We start from the raw sequence: 16,314 nt of genomic DNA on the forward strand, positions 1-16,314 counted from the left end.
TTTTAAAGGGCTTATTGCATGTCAGCCAATCCATCTTACTTAAATGAATTAAAACAAACTGGCGATTTTTTAACGCTTAGCCGTAATAACGAATGGCATTTAGATGCTGGTGAATTTACTTTAAATAATGGCACCCAAGTTACTATTCACGATACTGGCGTTATTGAATTTCAACCGGCCGTTACAACAACAAAAGACGTAGTGTATTCAAGTGCTGTACACGGTAACGAAACCGCGCCAATTGAAATTTGTGACTCACTCATTAAACAAATTATAAAAGGTGAGCTGATACTTAAACAGCGCGCTTTGTTTATTTACGGCAATCCACAATCAATTAATATTGGCCTGCGTTTTGTAGAAGAAAACCTAAATAGATTATTTAACGGTCACCATACAGTTGAAGGTGTACCAATGAATAATGAGCGTACCCGTGCTGCAAAGCTTGAGCAGTACGTAAGCGACTTTTATGCACGTGGTGAGCAGGGCAGCAGCCGATGCCATTACGATTTACATACGGCTATTCGTGGTTCTAAAAACGAAAAATTTGCTGTATATCCCTATTTGCATGGTAAGCCTTGGAAAAAATCGCAGTTACAATTTTTATTGAGCTGTGGTGTAAATACCGTGCTTATGATGAAATCTCCAGCAACAACATTTAGCTATTACTCATCATTTGTACATGGTGCTGATTCGTTTACTGTAGAGCTGGGCCAAGTTAAGCCATTTGGTGAAAACGACATGGCTCGCTTTGAAAAAACAAAGCAAACCTTAACTGCATTAATTAGTCAAAATGAAGTTAAATATCCTGAATTTAATGCAAACGATTTTGAATTGTTTGCTGTCCATCGCACAATAAATAGAACGCAGAACGATTTTAGCTTTCCTTTTTCTGACGATGCCGAGAACTTTACTGGCTTTGCGAAAGGTGCACTACTTGCAACCGACGGTGATACAGCGATTTACGCTGACGTTGAAGGAGAGGCTATTATTTTTCCAAATGCGAGCGTAGCATTAGGGCAAAGAGCACTCCTTACTGTTATTCCAATGGATATTGATAGCAATTTCGTCTAATTTAACTCATCAGACCACCAGTAACTTAAAGTTAACTATATGATTAATATTAATTAAAGTAAGCGTATCGTTAACTTGCCAGTTTTTTAAACAGTATTTACTTTTCTTTCGTCACAGATCTGTTGAATAACACTTTACGTTAACGTAAAGTGTTGGCAGCTTTAATTAAAGACAGTGCAGATGTTGCAAAGTTTATTCGCAACCATCACCCATAATAATAATCCACAGGGGCGCTGTTTTTCCGACAACAAAAGAAGGTAGGTTATGAGTAATCCCAATAACGTATCGCTGAATATTAATCATGATCTAGAATTTATAGATGGTAATGCGCTTAATATTCCAACCCTTAGTATTTTAACTGAGGACGGCGACATTCATCCTAGTGCAAACGCACCTGATATTTCAAAACATACCGCACTTAAATTATACGAAACCATGCGTTTTATTCGCTTGCTTGATGAACGTATGCAAGGCGCACAGCGCCAGGGCCGCGTAAGTTTTTATATGCAGTGTTTAGGCGAAGAAGCGGCCGTTACAGCCTCTGCTGCGGCGCTTGATCAAGACGATATGATTATGGCGCAATATCGCGAACAAGCCGCTCTTCATTATCGTGGTTTTACCCTCGATCAATTTATGAACCAAATGTTTTCAAACGAATTGGATTTAGGCAAAGGTCGTCAAATGCCGATTCACTATGGTTCTAAAGAATTGAACTATATGACTATTTCTTCGCCGCTAGGTACACAAATACCACAGGCAACAGGATATGCATATGGTCAAAAAATCAAACACATCGACGCTAAAACAGGTGAGCTTGCCAGCACAATTGATAACGTGACTATTTGTTATTTTGGTGAAGGTGCTGCATCTGAAGGTGATTTTCATGCTGGTTTAAATATGGCAGCGGTTCACAGAGCGCCGGTTATATTTTTTGCACGTAATAACGGCTATGCAATATCAACCCCTGCTGATGAGCAATTTAAAGGTGACGGTATTGCATCTCGTGGCGTGGGCTATGGCATTAAAACAATCCGTGTTGATGGCACAGATGCACTTGCTGTGTATGCGGCGACTAAGAAAGCACGTGAAATAGCCTCTACACAAGGTGAACCTGTATTAATTGAATCGATTGCGTATCGTTTAGGTGCGCACTCTACGTCAGACGATCCAAGTGGTTATCGCTCTAAAGATGAAGAAGCGAATCATCAAACGTGTCCTATTGAAAAGTTTAGAAAATGGCTTGTTAAGCAAGACTGGCTAAACGAAGATGACGATATAAAAGCAAAAGAGTCGATTCGTGAAGAAATTTTAGCCGCGCTTAAGCGTGCTGAAGTTGTTGCAAAGCCCGCTTTAGAAGAATTGGTATCTGACGTTTACGATACACCTATTCCATTATTGCAACGCCAATACGAGCAGCTAAAAGAACATATAAAACAGCATCCAGATGCCTACCCAGTAACAGCAGGGAGAATTAAGTAATGGCTAAAATGAATATGCTACACGCAATTAACTCTGCGCTCGACATTACAATGAACGAACACCCTCAAGCCTGTATTTTTGGTGAAGATGTGGGTTACTTTGGTGGTGTTTTTAGAGCAACATCGGGCTTGCAAGAAAAGTACGGTAAACATCGTGTTTTTAATACGCCTTTAACCGAGCAAGGTATTTTAGGTTTTGCTAATGGTTTAGCTGCTTTTGGTGCGCCTGCATTGGCAGAAATTCAATTTGCTGATTATATTTTCCCAGCGTTTGATCAAATAGTAAATGAAGCCGCTAAATTTCGTTATCGCAGTGGTAATGAATTTAATGTCGGTAACTTAACTATTCGTACACCTTATGGTGGCGGTATTGCCGGTGGTTTATACCATTCACAATCACCCGAGGCGTATTTTGCGCACACACCTGGTTTGAAAGTAGTTGTACCGCGTAACCCTTATCAAGCTAAAGGTTTATTACGTGCATCAATTAAAGATGATAACCCGGTCATATTTTTTGAGCCTAAGCGTTTATATCGTGCATCAATTGGCGAAGTGCCAGAAGAAGATTATAGTATTGAATTAGGCACGGCTGAAGTAGTACAAGAGGGGGCCGATATTACGCTTTTAGCGTGGGGTGCTCAAATGGAGATTATTGAAGATGCAGCAAAGCAAGCAAGTGAGCAAGGTATAAGCTGTGAAGTTATTGATCTTCGTAGTATTTTACCATGGGATGTTGAAACGATTGCTAAATCGGTTATTAAAACCGGCCGTTTAATCGTGAGTCATGAAGCGCCTATAACCAATGGCTTTGGTGCAGAGATAGCCGCGACAATACAACAAGAGTGTTTCTTGCATTTAGAGTCGCCAATTTTACGTGTATGTGGTCTAGATACGCCATACCCGCTGGCACTTGAAAAAGAATACGTACCGGATGCACTAAAAGTGTTGGCTGCAATTAAACAATCAATGGATTTTTAGGGGTTACCATGGCTAAAGATTTTATATTACCCGATATTGGTGAAGGCATTGTTGAATGCGAAGTAGTTGAATGGCTAGTACAAGAAGGCGATACCGTATCTGAAGATCAGCCAATTTGCGATGTTATGACAGACAAAGCATTAGTACAAATTCCGGCAGTGCATGATGGCGTTATTTCAAAGCTATATTATCTAAAAGGTGAGATTGCTAAAGTACATGCCCCTTTATTCGCTATGGATGTAGCAGGTGAAAGCATTAGCAATGAAGTAGTACAAGAGCCAGTACAAGCTGAAAATAAAACTAATGATGCAGCTGATGTGGTTGAGGACTTTATATTACCGGATATTGGTGAAGGTATTGTTGAGTGTGAGATTGTTGATTGGTTAGTTGCTGAAGGCGACGAAATAGAAGAAGACCAAGCTGTTTGCGATGTAATGACGGATAAAGCATTAGTACAAATTCCGGCAAAATATACAGGTACAGTGCAAAAGTTATATTATCAAAAAGGCGAAATAGCTAAAGTACATAGCCCGTTGTTTCAAATGACAATTGCGGGCAGTGCAGCTAAGCCAAATGTTGATATAAACCAAGCGGTCGTAAAGGCACAAACTAATGCTGTTGTTGAAAAAACTGCACCTGTTGTTAAAACGCAGCAAGCTACTAAAATTATCAATCAAAAAGCGGTTGCATCACCTGCGGTTCGTCGTAAAGCTCGCGAACTAGATGTTGATTTAACCTGTGTACCAGGTAGTGGTAAAAATGGACGTATTTACAAGCAAGATATTGAAGAGTTTGTAAAAGGCGAAGTGCCAAATACTATTGATACTTCACAGCTTAATAGCGATGCTTCTCAAAGTGCAGTACAAAACCAAACACAGAATCAAAGCGGTGGCGTACGGGTAGAGCAAATTAAAGGCATTAAAGCGGCCATGGCCAAGCAAATGGTAGCTTCGGTTTCAACTATTCCGCACTTTACGTTCAGTGACGAAATAGATTTAACACAGCTTATAGCTTTGCGTAGTTCTTTAAAAGAGCAGTACAAAGCACAGGGCGTTAAGCTCACCATGATGCCATTTTTTGTAAAAGCATTGTCACTGGCTATGAAAGAATACCCAGTACTTAATTCAAAAGTGAACGATGAATGCTCAGAGCTTACTTATTATAACGACCATAATATTGGTATAGCGGTTGATTCAAAAATTGGTTTATTAGTGCCTAATATTAAATCGTGTCAGAGTAAGAGCATTGTTGATGTGGCAAATGATTTAACACGCTTAACTCATTCAGCAAGAGAAGGGCGTGTTGCACCCGATGATTTAAAAGGTGGGACAATTAGCATCTCTAATATTGGTGCGATTGGCGGCACTATCGCGACCCCTATTATTAATAAGCCTGAAGTGGCGATTGTTGCGCTTGGTAAACTACAGCATTTACCGCGTTTTGACGAAAGTGGGCAGGTTGTAAGTAAAGCTATTATGCAAGTAAGTTGGTCTGGCGATCATCGCGTTATTGATGGCGGCACTATTGCTCGCTTCAATAACCTATGGAAATCGTACTTAGAAAACCCATCTGCAATGATGATGGCTATGAGTTAATAGCTAAATTGCTAATATGTGATAAAAACCAGCTTTTAGCTGGTTTTTTGTTTTAATGTGCGCTGTTTTTAATTAAGATACAAATGTTACTAAAAAGTAATATAGTTAACCCCGTTAGGGAATATAAATAATAACACTAAGGAAATTTCATGGAACATTATATGAACGCGTTGCGTAGCTACGCAGATTTTTCAGGCCGTAATCGTCGTAAAGCATATTGGATGTTTATACTAATTAATATTGGTTTTTCGTTTTTGACAGGTGTTATAGATGGTATTACAGACACAATGTTCGTAAGCACAATATATAGCTTGGCTTTATTGATCCCTCAATTGAGTGCGGGTGCTCGTCGTCTTCATGATACTGGTCGTTCAGGCTGGTGGCAGCTACTTTGGTTAGTGCCAGTAATTGGCTGGATTGTTTTAATTGTTTTCCTTGCTCAAGATTCACACGAAGGCGAAAACGATTTTGGTCCAAATCCAAAAGAATTAGCAGTAGAACCTACAACTGTATAAGTAAGAATAACTCAACATGTAATAAGCTCAGCAATTGCTGAGCTTTTTTGTGTTTTTAAATCTCACTTTTTAAATATCAGCAAAAAAATATAACCCGTAGCCTACAGCTAAAGCGGGAATAGACGTATAAAGCGTAGCTATAACTGCAGCTTTGGGCGCCATTGCTATTGCTGGAAATAACGCATCACCATCGTTAGAAATTGCGTTTCCTGCTAAAGCACTAAAGGGAATAATGCCTTGAATATAAAGCGTTGTAACAATTATTTGCGGGCCACAGCCGGGTAAAAATCCAATAAGCACTGCAATTAATGGGGCTAAATAGGCGTAATGTACAAACCACGTTTTTAAATCAAGTCCTGCAATATTAACCAAAATCTCAAATAGCATAAAAGAGGCTACAACCCATGCCGTTACAAAATGGGTATCTTGTAATACTTTTATTATTTTAGAAGGGGGGTTACATGCATCGTCTTCTGACGTTACTTCTTGATAGCTTTCACCTCTTGACGAAAGTGCCCAAATACTAACAATAAATAAAGCCATTAATGCACCAAATAGCGTAATTACAGTACTTGTGCTTGAACCAAACTGTGAAAAATCAACATTAAACGCAATCAAAAAGGCAATTATAAGGCTTGGGATAATTGCTGCCATCCAAACCGGTTTGCTGATTTTAATAATGTTAGTTGAGAGTATTTTAATTTGGTGGTTTTGTTCTTGCGCTGTTGGGCGTAAAAAGTCTTTTTTGTGTATTGTATTAACCAGTAAACCACTGAATGTACCCACAACTAACCCTATTCCCATAATTAACAAGCCTTCAGTAGGGCGGGTAGCAAGTAATAAAAATGCTGCATCTCCCATTGTAGCTGTTAGCACAGCAACAATAGCACCAAAGCTTGCTTGGCCTTTTGTAAATTGAGTAACCACAATAATAGCGCCACCACAGCCAGGTAATGCACCTAAAACCGCTGCAAAGCTAATTTCTAAAATAGGGGACTTGGCACTTAAATAACTAAGCTCTAATTGAGGTAAGTGTTCTATAGCGTAGTAATAAATTAAAAGGGTAGCAGCAACAAACACACTCACTTGAAAAAATGCATCACTCAGTGCGGTCATTGTTATTTCGCGTAATTGCGGTATTGCAAGGCAAGTTAAAATAAATAAAGGCAGCAGTAAGCGTTTATTTTGGCTCAAAAATCGTTTTGAGGCAGGAGTAATAAAACCAATGTGAGGGAGTGAAATCATACAATGCGACCTAATAAATTAACTAGGTCACACTGTATATTTTAATTAAATGATAATCAATATCATTTACATCTATTTAAATCGATTACTCACTTTGAATTTTTCGATAAGTAAACTCAAATAAGGCTACTTACGCTGAAATTCAGAGTTTGTATTCCATGTTGGCCACTGTTCTGTTTCAGAAATATCAAAACCTACTTTATAAAATAATTGTAAGTCTTGAACAGCACCCGATAAATCCCATTCATCACGGTAGCGGTCGCACGGTTGATGGTAACAACCGCGAAGTACTAAGCTCATGCGTTTACGGTAGTTAGCTGTTTCTTCATCAGCAGCAACAGTACCGCCACCTGCGTACATGGCTGGAATACCCATATTAGCAAATGCAAAGTGATCAGAGCGGTAATAGCCACCTGATGATGGTTTAGGATCGCCAGATATTGTTCTGCCTTGCTCTTTAGCCGCAGTTTCTAAAAACTCATCCATTTGTGATTTACCAATACCAACCACATTCATGTCTTTTACTTTGCCTAATAAATTTAAGCTATCCATGTTTATGTTAGCCACTGTTTTATTAGCTGCAATTACTGGATTAGCTGCATAGTACTTAGAGCCTAATAAACCTTGCTCTTCAGCAGTTACCGCTAAAAAGGTCATTGAGCGGCTAGGATGCTTAGGTAATTTAGTAAAGGCTTCGGCTACTTCAATTAGCCCGGCTGTGCCAGTTGCGTTGTCGTGAGCACCGTTATAAATTTGATCGCCTTTACGCGTTTTATCTGTACCTAAGTGATCCCAGTGAGCTGAGTAAATAACATGCTCATCTGGTTGCTCACTTCCTGGTAAAGTAGCAATAAAGTTGTACGACACCGACTTTTTAATCGTATTTTTAATACTAACAGAAGCGGTTAAGTCACCCATATCAACATGGTAAGCACCTTTAGCTGCGTTTACTTTCGCAGTATCAAAATCTAAACCGGCTTTAGCAAAAAGTTCTTTTGCTACGTCAGTTGTAACCCAGCCTTCAACTGCAACACGGTCCATATTGTTGTTTTCTTTTTGAAAACCAAACTGCTCGCCGCTCCACGAGTTTTCAACAACCGACCACGGGTAAGATGCGGGTGCTGTTTCATGAATAATAATTGCACCAGCGGCACCTTGGCGACTCGCTTCTTCGTATTTGTATGTCCAACGACCATAATAGGTCATCGCATCGCCAGTAAATAAAGCGGGATCTTTTGTTGCAAAGCCCGGATCGTTAACCAGCATTACCACTGTTTTGCCTTTAACGTCTAAGCCTTCGTAGTCATTCCAGTTATATTCAGGTGCATTAACGCCATAACCCACAAATACAAGTTCTGAGTTTTCTATGCCTTCTTGTGCGCTAATTCGGCTACTACCCATAACCATGTCTTTTTTGTATTGGTAATCTTTACCACCAATATTAAGCACCATGTTCGAATCTGCTTCTAAAGAAACTAACGGTACTTCTTGTAAGTAACTATCGCCGTTACCAGGAGCCAAACCTAAAGCTTTAAACTGCGCAGTTAAATAATCAAGCGTTAGCTTTTCGCCAGGCGATGAAGGAGCACGGCCACCAAATTCGTCCGAAGCGAGTACTTTTACATGTTTAGCCAGTTCATCAGCTTGAATACTGTTATAACCATTGGTTACATCAGTAGGCGTAATACTTGTTGTTGCACAGCCTGCTAAAACAGCAGTGGCAAGGAGTGTGAGAGAGAAATAATGTTTCATGTCAGCTCTTTTTTTGTTTTAAGTTGTGATTAGTATATTAACTTCTATTAAGTAGAACCAGTTTTTGCGGTAAACTTCTCGTAAATTATAGGCATAAATTGTTAAAGGTTTAAATGAAGCGTTTTACTCCCCCCGAGCAGTGGCAAATCAGCAGTTTAGAAACCGGTGCATTTTCGCACTTACGTGAGCTGTTTAAAGTTAACGAACTAACAGATTGGCCTGCGCCGCAGTGGTTTACTCCATTTTTAACCGCTATTAATGCGAATAATATTCCTATTACTTTTGAAGATGATGCAAAGGTAGATTTTGGCGATCGTTATTACGAACAGGTTATTTTTGAAACTGGCGTTGTACCTACACGAAGCGAAAATTGGCATGACTTGTTTGGTGGCTTTATTTGGTGTTTATTTCCTAAAACTAAAGCCCTTATAAACCAGCGACATGTACAAGATATAGCTGAGCATGGTTTGCAAAAGCGTACCAAACATCGTAATGCATTAACGCTCTTTGACGAATGTGGCGTTGTACTGGCAATAAGCGATACTAAATGGCAAGAGTTGCTTCGCGATCACCAATGGAAAACAGCATTTGTTAAGCATAAAAGTGAATGGGGAAAAAGCATTAAAGCGTTTATGTTTGGCCATGCTAATTATGAAATGCTCACTAAACCTTATATAGGTTTAACGGGTAAAGCATTGTTTGTTTGTGTACCAGATGAAATATTTTGTAAAGATTTAGTAACGCAATATCAGTACCTAGACCAAGCCCTTTATGAGATGATTAAAATAGATAACTGCTTAGCCGATAATAAACAGCTTTCACCACTGCCTTTATTAGGCGTGCCTGGCTGGCATGATGAAAACAAAGACGACTCTTTTTATAACAATACAGATTATTTTAGAGCGAAACGAAGGATACGAATATGATAGAAGTTGCTGGGCTTAAAAAGAAATTTAAGCTAACTAAAGATCACAAAAAAAATAAAATAGACGACATCGATCCTCGTGAAGATAAAGACTATTTTCACTCAGTAAGAGACGTCAGCTTTAGCTGCGCGAAGGGTGAGGTACTTGGATTACTAGGACCCAATGGCGCAGGTAAAACAACAACACTTAGAATGATTTCAACCGCATTAAAGCCAGATGAAGGTTCAATAACAATTGCTGGAAACGACATTGTAAAAAAACCGCTACTGGGGCGTAAGTCTATCGGTTTTTTATCGGGCTCTACCGGTTTGTATGGTCGCTTAACGGTAAAAGAAAACATAGAATATTTTGCAAAGCTTCACGGTATGAGCAAAAACGATATTGCATCGCGTTGTGATGAGCTATTCACATTGCTTGATATGCATAAGTTTATTGATAAACGTGCTGAAAACCTATCAACTGGTATGAAGCAAAAAGCTAATATAGCGCGTGCTGTTGTACATCGCCCAGCAGTAGTGGTGCTCGATGAGCCAACAACTGGGCTCGATATAATGACAACTCAAACCGTTATTCAATTTATTAAAGGCTTAAAGGCGCAAGGTACACCTGTTATTTTTTCTACCCATCATTTAGATGAAGTTGCACTTTTATGTGACCGAGTTGCTGTAATTAACGAAGGCGTTAGCTGCTTTGACGGGACAGTAGAAGAATTTAAACAAGCAGGTAATAGCGAAGAGCTAAACCAAGCCTTTATGAATATATTAACGGAGAAACATGATGTTTGAAGTATTTAAAAAGGAATTAAGAGAACTCCTTCGCGATAAAAAAACGCTACTGTTTGTTGTAGCGCTACCTGTTGCTATATTTCCATTATTGTTTGCCGTAATGGCATTTATAAGCTCACAAGCAGCAATGGACGCAGAACAAAAAGTAAATACATACGCTATTATTAACGGTGAATACGCACAAGAATTTACTGACAAAGTGTTTTATCACAAAAGTTTTGAGCTTTATAAAGGTGCTAAAACCTTTAATAACATCGAAGAGCTTAAAGCAGGCGTTATAGCTGGCGATATTGATATGGGTATTTATTTACCAAGCCATGCTGAGCAAACTTTAGATAGCGGTGAACAAAGCCAGTGGCAGGTTGTGTTTAACGATTCAAAATCTATCAACTTTTTATTCGAACGAGTTAAAGAACTCGCAAAAGAATACAGTGACGTGCTCCAAACTCAAAAGCTAATCAGTTTTGGTATTGAAGAGTCTGTACAAAAATCTATTCTTAACCCAATTGAAGTAATAAAAGTAGATACAGCCGATAAACGTGAAAATCTAGGCGAAAAAATTGGCGGCTTCCTACCTTACTTACTTATACCTCTGGTATTAATGGGAGCAACTTATCCGGCTATTGATTTAGGCGCAGGCGAAAAAGAACGTGGCACACTAGAAACACTTCTGCTTACACCTATTACGCGTACAGAGCTCGTGCTTGGTAAGTTTATAACCTTGTTAACTACATCCATTGCCTCCACAACCATAACGGTCTTAAGTATGGGCTGCTGGATAGCACTGGCATTAGCATTTGCTGATCTTGATTTTATTAAAGCGGCATTTAGTACATTAGCGGTAACCGATTTACTGATGATATTTGTACTGCTATTACCTGTTGCAGCTATATTTTCGGCTTTAGCCTTGGCTATATCTATCTATGCACGTACGTTTAAAGAAGCACAAAACTATATGGCCCCACTTAGCATGGGCGTGTTTTTCCCTATTATTATTTCAATAATGCCAAATATGGAGCTTACTGCTAAAACCGCATTCATTCCTGTTACAAACGTAGCATTAGCAATTAAAGAAATAGTAAAAGGGACAGTTGATTACACCTTTGTAGGCTTAATATTTTTAGCAACAGCAATCATTGCAGCTGGGCTACTGGCATTTTGCGTTAAATGGTTTAATCGAGAAGATGTATTATTTAGATAATATATACTTAGTGACCTAAAAACTTATAAAAGGTAGCAATTGCTACCTTTTATATTTTAAACCGATCAATCATGAAACCAGTTCTTTTATAAATTATATCTAGCAATATTATCGCTCTTATTCATTTATAATTCATATAAGAAGTTCGCTTTAAAAAAACTAATGATTTAGTCTTTTTATTATAAAAATTATAACGATAACTAATTAGTTAGAGGGTCCATTTTTTACTTTAATGCTCTATACTAATAACAATAAAAATTTATGGTGAAGGTAAATGTTAAAAAGAAATATTTTGTTGAATGTAACAAAAAATAATAAATTAATGCTAGTTGCAACAATAATATTTGCTCTTATAGCTTTGCCTTCTCTATACCTGTTCGATCAAAAAGTAAGAAGTGATGTTTACCATTCAGCTCAAATAGAGTTAAAGCGTGAGCTTGAAACAAAAAGCCTTTCACTAAAAAAACATCTTAAAGATAGTGTTACCGCAATCCGCTTTTTAGATGCAACGCCTCCTATTCAAGGTATTACTCGCGCAAAAGAAAATAAACTCATTGATCCAATTCTTGGAACACCTATTGATATTTGGCAAGAGCGCTTAGCAAGTATATTTACAGGCTTTATGCAAACTGATGACAGTATATTGCAAGCCCGCTATATTACGCTCGAAGATGGTGGTCAAGAGGTTGTCAGGGTTGATAGAAATCAACTCGGAGAGATTAATCGCTTACAAGGCCTGCAATTACAACAGAAAGGCCAACGCGACTACATAATCAAAGCGAGTATGCTTGATAAGAAAAGTGTTTATATTTCACCAATTAACTACAATCGTGAAAATGGACAAATACAAGAACCTTACATCAGTACTTTTCGTGTAGCTAAACCAGTTTTTGATGAAAAAAATAAAATATTTGCAATATTAGTCACTAACTACTTTGCAGATAAATTAATAAAAAGCTTAACGGTAGAATCCCCTCAAGGAATACAAATTTACCTTATGAACAATGAAGGTGAATTTTTATATCATCCAAACCCTCAACTACGCTTTGGTTTTGAATTTAATAAAGCTAAAACGTGGGCTGAAGAGTTTACAACTGACACTACAATGGCAGAGCAAGGTACTTTACCGCTAAGTAATTATCCAATTGCTTATACATTAAAAAAGCGTATTTCGTTTGATGGTGATATTGCCATGTTACCTTTAGAGCTTGGTGTAAGTGTTAATACTAAAACGTTGTTTGTAAAGGTGAACGAAAGGCGTCAAAACTTTATTGCAATACTAGTGGTGTTTTTTAGCGTATTTTTAGTTATTGCCTTTTTATACCAACGTTTTATAAACCGTAAGTTGCTAATACATTCTTTAAAAGAGCAAAATAACAAAGTAATTGAAAATTCGCTCGATGCTATTTTTACAATTGAGCAAAACGGTCAGGTTGTACACTTTAATAATACAGCTAAAGATATTTTTGGTACTTCAATTACTGGTAATAGTCCTGACTTTGTTTCGCTGTTTAATTTAAATGACGCTGACAATAATTGTATTGAAGAGACTATTTCAAACGGATCAAAAATGCCATTTGAAGCTATCTACACAGATGGTTATGGCAACAAACAATATTTTTCAATTACGCTAAGCAGTATTTTTGATGTTTACAATAACCGTTACCAAGTTGCGGCCATTTTGAGAAATATTAGCTCATTAAAAAATACTCAATCAGAGCTTGAAGGATTAAATAGCACTTTAGAGCTAAAAGTATCACAAAGGACTATTGAGTTAGAGCGCGCAATTGACCAAGCATTAGCAGCTAGCCAAGCAAAAAGTGATTTTGTAGCAAATATATCTCACGAAATACGCACACCGATGAATGGCGTTTTGGGTATGCTTGAAATGCTCAAAGAAGATGGTTTAAGTGAACAACAATATCATTACTTAAAGCTAGCCAACAGCAGTGCTAACTCATTGATGAATCTGATTAACGATATTCTCGATTTTTCTAAAATAGAAGCGGGTAAGCTTGATATTGATAATCATACATTTGATGTTGTTACAGTATGTAGCGATATGATTAGCTCTTTAGCGTTACAGGGCCAGCGCAAAGGCCTTGAAGTATTTTTAGATACTAAAGACGTAGTAGACAGAATGGTTATTGGTGATAGCCATCGCCTTAAACAAATTTTAATTAATTTAGTTAATAATGCATTTAAATTTACCCACCGAGGTGAAGTAAGTCTAACTGTTGGCTCTAAGTATATTACCGATTCAAAGCTATTAATGAGCTTTACAATAAAAGATACGGGTATTGGTATAGCGCCAGAGAACATAGACAAACTATTTGAAGTGTTTACACAAGAAGACTCAAGTACAACCCGTCATTTTGGTGGTACAGGCTTAGGCTTATCTATATGTAAAAAACTTGCTCAGTTAATGGGTGGTAATATTACGGTTATAAGTGAAAAGGGCGCTGGTAGTACGTTTACCGCAACAGTTGAGCTACATGTAGCACAAGAGAAAAAACTAAACACAGGTATTGAACTTGCTACAAGTATTAACGTAGCGGCATTAATAGCGCGCGATAACGTTTATAAAAACGTGTGCGATTTATTGCTACTAACCTGTAAAGTAAATGCAGAAAACATTGTAAGACTCGACTACTTTAGTGAGCATAAAGAGTTTGAAGCTGACTTATTGTTAATTGATGATGAGCACCCTCAAATTGATGCGTTAATTGATCACTGTAAACAATTTAATAAAAAGTATGTCTTAATTTTACGCGACATGGTGACCGACAAACCAACAAAAATAGTGTTACCGGAAGGTAGTCATATTTTAAATAAACCGCTTACCCAAGATCAATTTAGTTATAAATTAGCCAGCTTATTTGGTGCTAGTAATGACTGCATTATAGCGCCACCTAAAGGCGTAACAGAAGAACAAGTAGAGCCTGACTTATCTGCTTATCATATATTACTAGTAGACGATAATATGATAAACATTGAAGTAGCTAAGGCGATTTTAAAACGCACTAAAGCAAAAATCACTTGTGCGTCAGACGGTGTAGAGGCATTAGAAGCATTGAGAGAAAATACAGAGCAAGCTTTTGATGTTATTTTAATGGATTGCCAAATGCCTAATTTAAATGGCTACGATACAACAAGTGAAATCAGAAATAGTAAGGCCGGGGTAGATTACACTTACATACCTATTATTGCTATGACAGCAAGCGCGATGGAAGGTGATAGAGAGCGCTGTTTAACTGCAGGCATGAACGACTATATTACTAAACCAATCAAGCCAGTAACGCTAAAAGATAAGTTAATCACTTGGCTAAGTTAATCACTTGGCAAAGTTAAACACCATAAAATGAGAATCAGCTGCTTATGCAGCTGATTTTTTTGGTTTAGCATCAGTTGATATATTTAACTTTGTTATGTCGGCGCTATCGAGTACGGTTTGTGTATCTGACCAGTGCAGTAATTCAATTTTTCCATCTTGCTGCTCTACAAGCGCTGTACAGCTCTCAATCCAATCTCCATCGTTACAATAAATAATTCCGTCATCAACTTTTATTTTGGGATGATGTCTGTGTCCACAAATAATACCGTCTACGTTTTGTTTTTTAGCTTCATGAATTGCAGCATTCTCAAACGCTTTAATCGCTTCACGTGCTTTGTGTACGCGAGCTTTTATCAATGATGCGAGCGAGTAGTAATTATACCAATCCGCATTAATACTTAATCAATTTGAGGGATTAAATCTGACGCTAACTGCGTTAAAAATTTCTGATATACGACTGCATGGATGCAGGAGGTAGAGCAATGCAGGAGCAATTGCCGAGAACAACTAAATAACGAAATTTTTGCCTGGTTATCGACACGATTTTCTCACCTCAGAATAGAACACTTAATTAAGCGAATTGGTATTACCTCCAAACATTTTACGTATACGATTGGTCCAGCGATTTAAAAACAAGAGTAAGTCGTACCCTACATCACCCGCTATACTAATCAATTTTTTGTAGCGCGTTGCAGAATCAAAGTCATCGCCATGTACGAGTAAAAAACGTTTATTAGCTTTAGTGGTGTGAATAAACTGCTGGTGGATTTCAATACCAAATAATGTTTGATTTATACCAATCTGCTTATATGAGGTCTATTTAACGTTAAGAAAATTACGCTAAAACTAGGCAAAAATTTTTGTATCTAGTTGTTCTAAATAAAAAATTTTTAACGACGTTATAGTGCAATTTAATTCGTTAAATTGATCAGAGATTTATGCAGGTTGGTATTATATAGTTCCTAAACGTTTCATCATAATTACCGGGAATATAAATGACGCGTGTACCGCTAGCTGCTTTTTTTGTATAGAGTTTAATACTTGATAATACGAGGGGTGCCAATAAAACTGTCGTTTCATTGACCATAAGTCAATAATGTCTCCCACTAAATAAAGAGTGTCAGATTCTACTGAGTTTAAAAAATCGAGTAAGTAATCGGCTTTACAGTCTTTGTAACCTAAATGAACATCAGATATCCAAATAGTAGGGTAGTGTTGTTTTTTACGCAGCTGATTGTTTGTCATGCCCGTCATCTATATTGTAATAATTAAACACTGTAGATAAATCTAATGACACTTATGAGACACTTTAGCGAAGCCTCCATGACAATTTATACAAAGTCACGTAATTAAAACATCGAGGAAAGGTGAGTTGATGATCAGCTATGATTACGCATAAAAAAGGCCACATTTTAAATGCGGCCTATAGTCTTT

General features: G+C 37.7%; 11 protein-coding genes and 2 pseudogenes. 9 read left to right on the plus strand and 4 right to left on the minus strand.

Annotated elements, in window-relative coordinates:
• Positions 1 to 18 precede the first annotated feature (18 nt).
• The 5 genes from astE (at position 19) to I6F49_RS02105 (ending at position 5,637) form a co-directional block, all read left to right on the plus strand.
• Positions 19 to 1,071, plus strand: a complete 1,053-nt coding sequence (gene astE / locus I6F49_RS02085) for a succinylglutamate desuccinylase (protein WP_197178156.1) — start codon at positions 19 to 21, stop codon at positions 1,069 to 1,071.
• 264 nt (positions 1,072 to 1,335) lie between these two features.
• Positions 1,336 to 2,550: a thiamine pyrophosphate-dependent dehydrogenase E1 component subunit alpha gene (locus I6F49_RS02090; protein WP_197178157.1), complete on the plus strand. Its 1,215-nt coding sequence runs from the start codon at positions 1,336 to 1,338 to the stop codon at positions 2,548 to 2,550.
• Entirely contained in the window at positions 2,550 to 3,527 is a 978-nt protein-coding gene (locus tag I6F49_RS02095; protein ID WP_008171214.1) for an alpha-ketoacid dehydrogenase subunit beta, read from the plus strand. The genes I6F49_RS02090 and I6F49_RS02095 overlap by 1 nt, the downstream gene beginning before the upstream one ends.
• Positions 3,528 to 3,535: 8 nt before the next feature.
• Positions 3,536 to 5,122 carry a dihydrolipoyllysine-residue acetyltransferase gene (locus I6F49_RS02100; protein WP_197178158.1) on the plus strand — a complete coding sequence of 529 codons (1,587 nt, stop codon included), beginning with the start codon at positions 3,536 to 3,538 and terminating at the stop codon, positions 5,120 to 5,122.
• Between the two features lie 149 nt (positions 5,123 to 5,271).
• Positions 5,272 to 5,637: a DUF805 domain-containing protein gene (locus I6F49_RS02105; protein WP_197178159.1), complete on the plus strand. Its 366-nt coding sequence runs from the start codon at positions 5,272 to 5,274 to the stop codon at positions 5,635 to 5,637.
• A gap of 69 nt (positions 5,638 to 5,706) precedes the next feature.
• Here the strand turns inward: I6F49_RS02105 and I6F49_RS02110 are convergent, their stop codons facing one another.
• Both I6F49_RS02110 and I6F49_RS02115 read right to left on the minus strand, forming a co-directional pair.
• Positions 5,707 to 6,882, minus strand: a complete 1,176-nt coding sequence (locus I6F49_RS02110; RefSeq protein ID WP_197178160.1) for a putative manganese transporter — start codon at positions 6,880 to 6,882, stop codon at positions 5,707 to 5,709.
• A 126-nt stretch (positions 6,883 to 7,008) separates the two neighbouring features.
• Positions 7,009 to 8,634: a M28 family metallopeptidase gene (locus tag I6F49_RS02115; RefSeq protein ID WP_197178161.1), complete on the minus strand. Its 1,626-nt coding sequence runs from the start codon at positions 8,632 to 8,634 to the stop codon at positions 7,009 to 7,011.
• 113 nt (positions 8,635 to 8,747) lie between these two features.
• Between I6F49_RS02115 and I6F49_RS02120 the strand changes: the two genes are divergently transcribed.
• The 4 genes from I6F49_RS02120 (at position 8,748) to I6F49_RS02135 (ending at position 14,880) form a co-directional block, all read left to right on the plus strand.
• On the plus strand, positions 8,748 to 9,560 hold the full coding sequence (locus I6F49_RS02120; RefSeq protein ID WP_166419615.1) for a DUF3025 domain-containing protein: 813 nt from the start codon (positions 8,748 to 8,750) through the stop codon (positions 9,558 to 9,560).
• On the plus strand, positions 9,557 to 10,345 hold the full coding sequence (locus tag I6F49_RS02125; RefSeq protein ID WP_166419614.1) for an ABC transporter ATP-binding protein: 789 nt from the start codon (positions 9,557 to 9,559) through the stop codon (positions 10,343 to 10,345). Before I6F49_RS02120 ends, I6F49_RS02125 begins: the two co-directional genes overlap by 4 nt.
• Positions 10,338 to 11,546, plus strand: coding sequence for an ABC transporter permease (locus tag I6F49_RS02130; RefSeq protein ID WP_165727903.1), 1,209 nt, complete (start codon positions 10,338 to 10,340; stop codon positions 11,544 to 11,546). Before I6F49_RS02125 ends, I6F49_RS02130 begins: the two co-directional genes overlap by 8 nt.
• Before the next feature lie 274 nt (positions 11,547 to 11,820).
• A complete protein-coding gene (locus I6F49_RS02135) occupies positions 11,821 to 14,880 on the plus strand; it encodes an ATP-binding protein (RefSeq protein ID WP_231615005.1) in 3,060 nt (1,019 codons plus the stop codon).
• Between the two features lie 42 nt (positions 14,881 to 14,922).
• Here the strand turns inward: I6F49_RS02135 and I6F49_RS02140 are convergent.
• Together I6F49_RS02140 and I6F49_RS20600 are read right to left on the minus strand one after the other, a co-directional pair.
• Positions 14,923 to 15,258 (minus strand): annotated as a pseudogene (locus I6F49_RS02140) (UDP-2,3-diacylglucosamine diphosphatase); the annotation flags it as partial.
• A 210-nt stretch (positions 15,259 to 15,468) separates the two neighbouring features.
• Positions 15,469 to 16,125: pseudogene (locus I6F49_RS20600) on the minus strand (UDP-2,3-diacylglucosamine diphosphatase); the annotation flags it as partial.
• Between the last annotated feature and the right edge of the window lie 189 nt (positions 16,126 to 16,314).

It is taken from the genome of Pseudoalteromonas sp. SWN166, assembly GCF_015864485.1.
Lineage (GTDB): Bacteria > Pseudomonadota > Gammaproteobacteria > Enterobacterales > Alteromonadaceae > Pseudoalteromonas.

Bases quoted from the DNA above. Each gene is read 5' to 3' on its own strand.
- astE (WP_197178156.1), top strand. From the start codon at position 19: ATGTCAGCCAATCCATCTTACTTAAATGAATTAAAACAAACTGGCGAT.
- I6F49_RS02090 (WP_197178157.1), top strand. From the start codon at position 1,336: ATGAGTAATCCCAATAACGTATCGCTGAATATTAATCATGATCTAGAA.
- I6F49_RS02095 (WP_008171214.1), top strand. From the start codon at position 2,550: ATGGCTAAAATGAATATGCTACACGCAATTAACTCTGCGCTCGACATT.
- I6F49_RS02100 (WP_197178158.1), top strand. From the start codon at position 3,536: ATGGCTAAAGATTTTATATTACCCGATATTGGTGAAGGCATTGTTGAA.
- I6F49_RS02105 (WP_197178159.1), top strand. From the start codon at position 5,272: ATGGAACATTATATGAACGCGTTGCGTAGCTACGCAGATTTTTCAGGC.
- I6F49_RS02110 (WP_197178160.1), bottom strand. From the start codon at position 6,882: ATGATTTCACTCCCTCACATTGGTTTTATTACTCCTGCCTCAAAACGA.
- I6F49_RS02115 (WP_197178161.1), bottom strand. From the start codon at position 8,634: ATGAAACATTATTTCTCTCTCACACTCCTTGCCACTGCTGTTTTAGCA.
- I6F49_RS02120 (WP_166419615.1), top strand. From the start codon at position 8,748: ATGAAGCGTTTTACTCCCCCCGAGCAGTGGCAAATCAGCAGTTTAGAA.
- I6F49_RS02125 (WP_166419614.1), top strand. From the start codon at position 9,557: ATGATAGAAGTTGCTGGGCTTAAAAAGAAATTTAAGCTAACTAAAGAT.
- I6F49_RS02130 (WP_165727903.1), top strand. From the start codon at position 10,338: ATGTTTGAAGTATTTAAAAAGGAATTAAGAGAACTCCTTCGCGATAAA.
- I6F49_RS02135 (WP_231615005.1), top strand. From the start codon at position 11,821: ATGTTAAAAAGAAATATTTTGTTGAATGTAACAAAAAATAATAAATTA.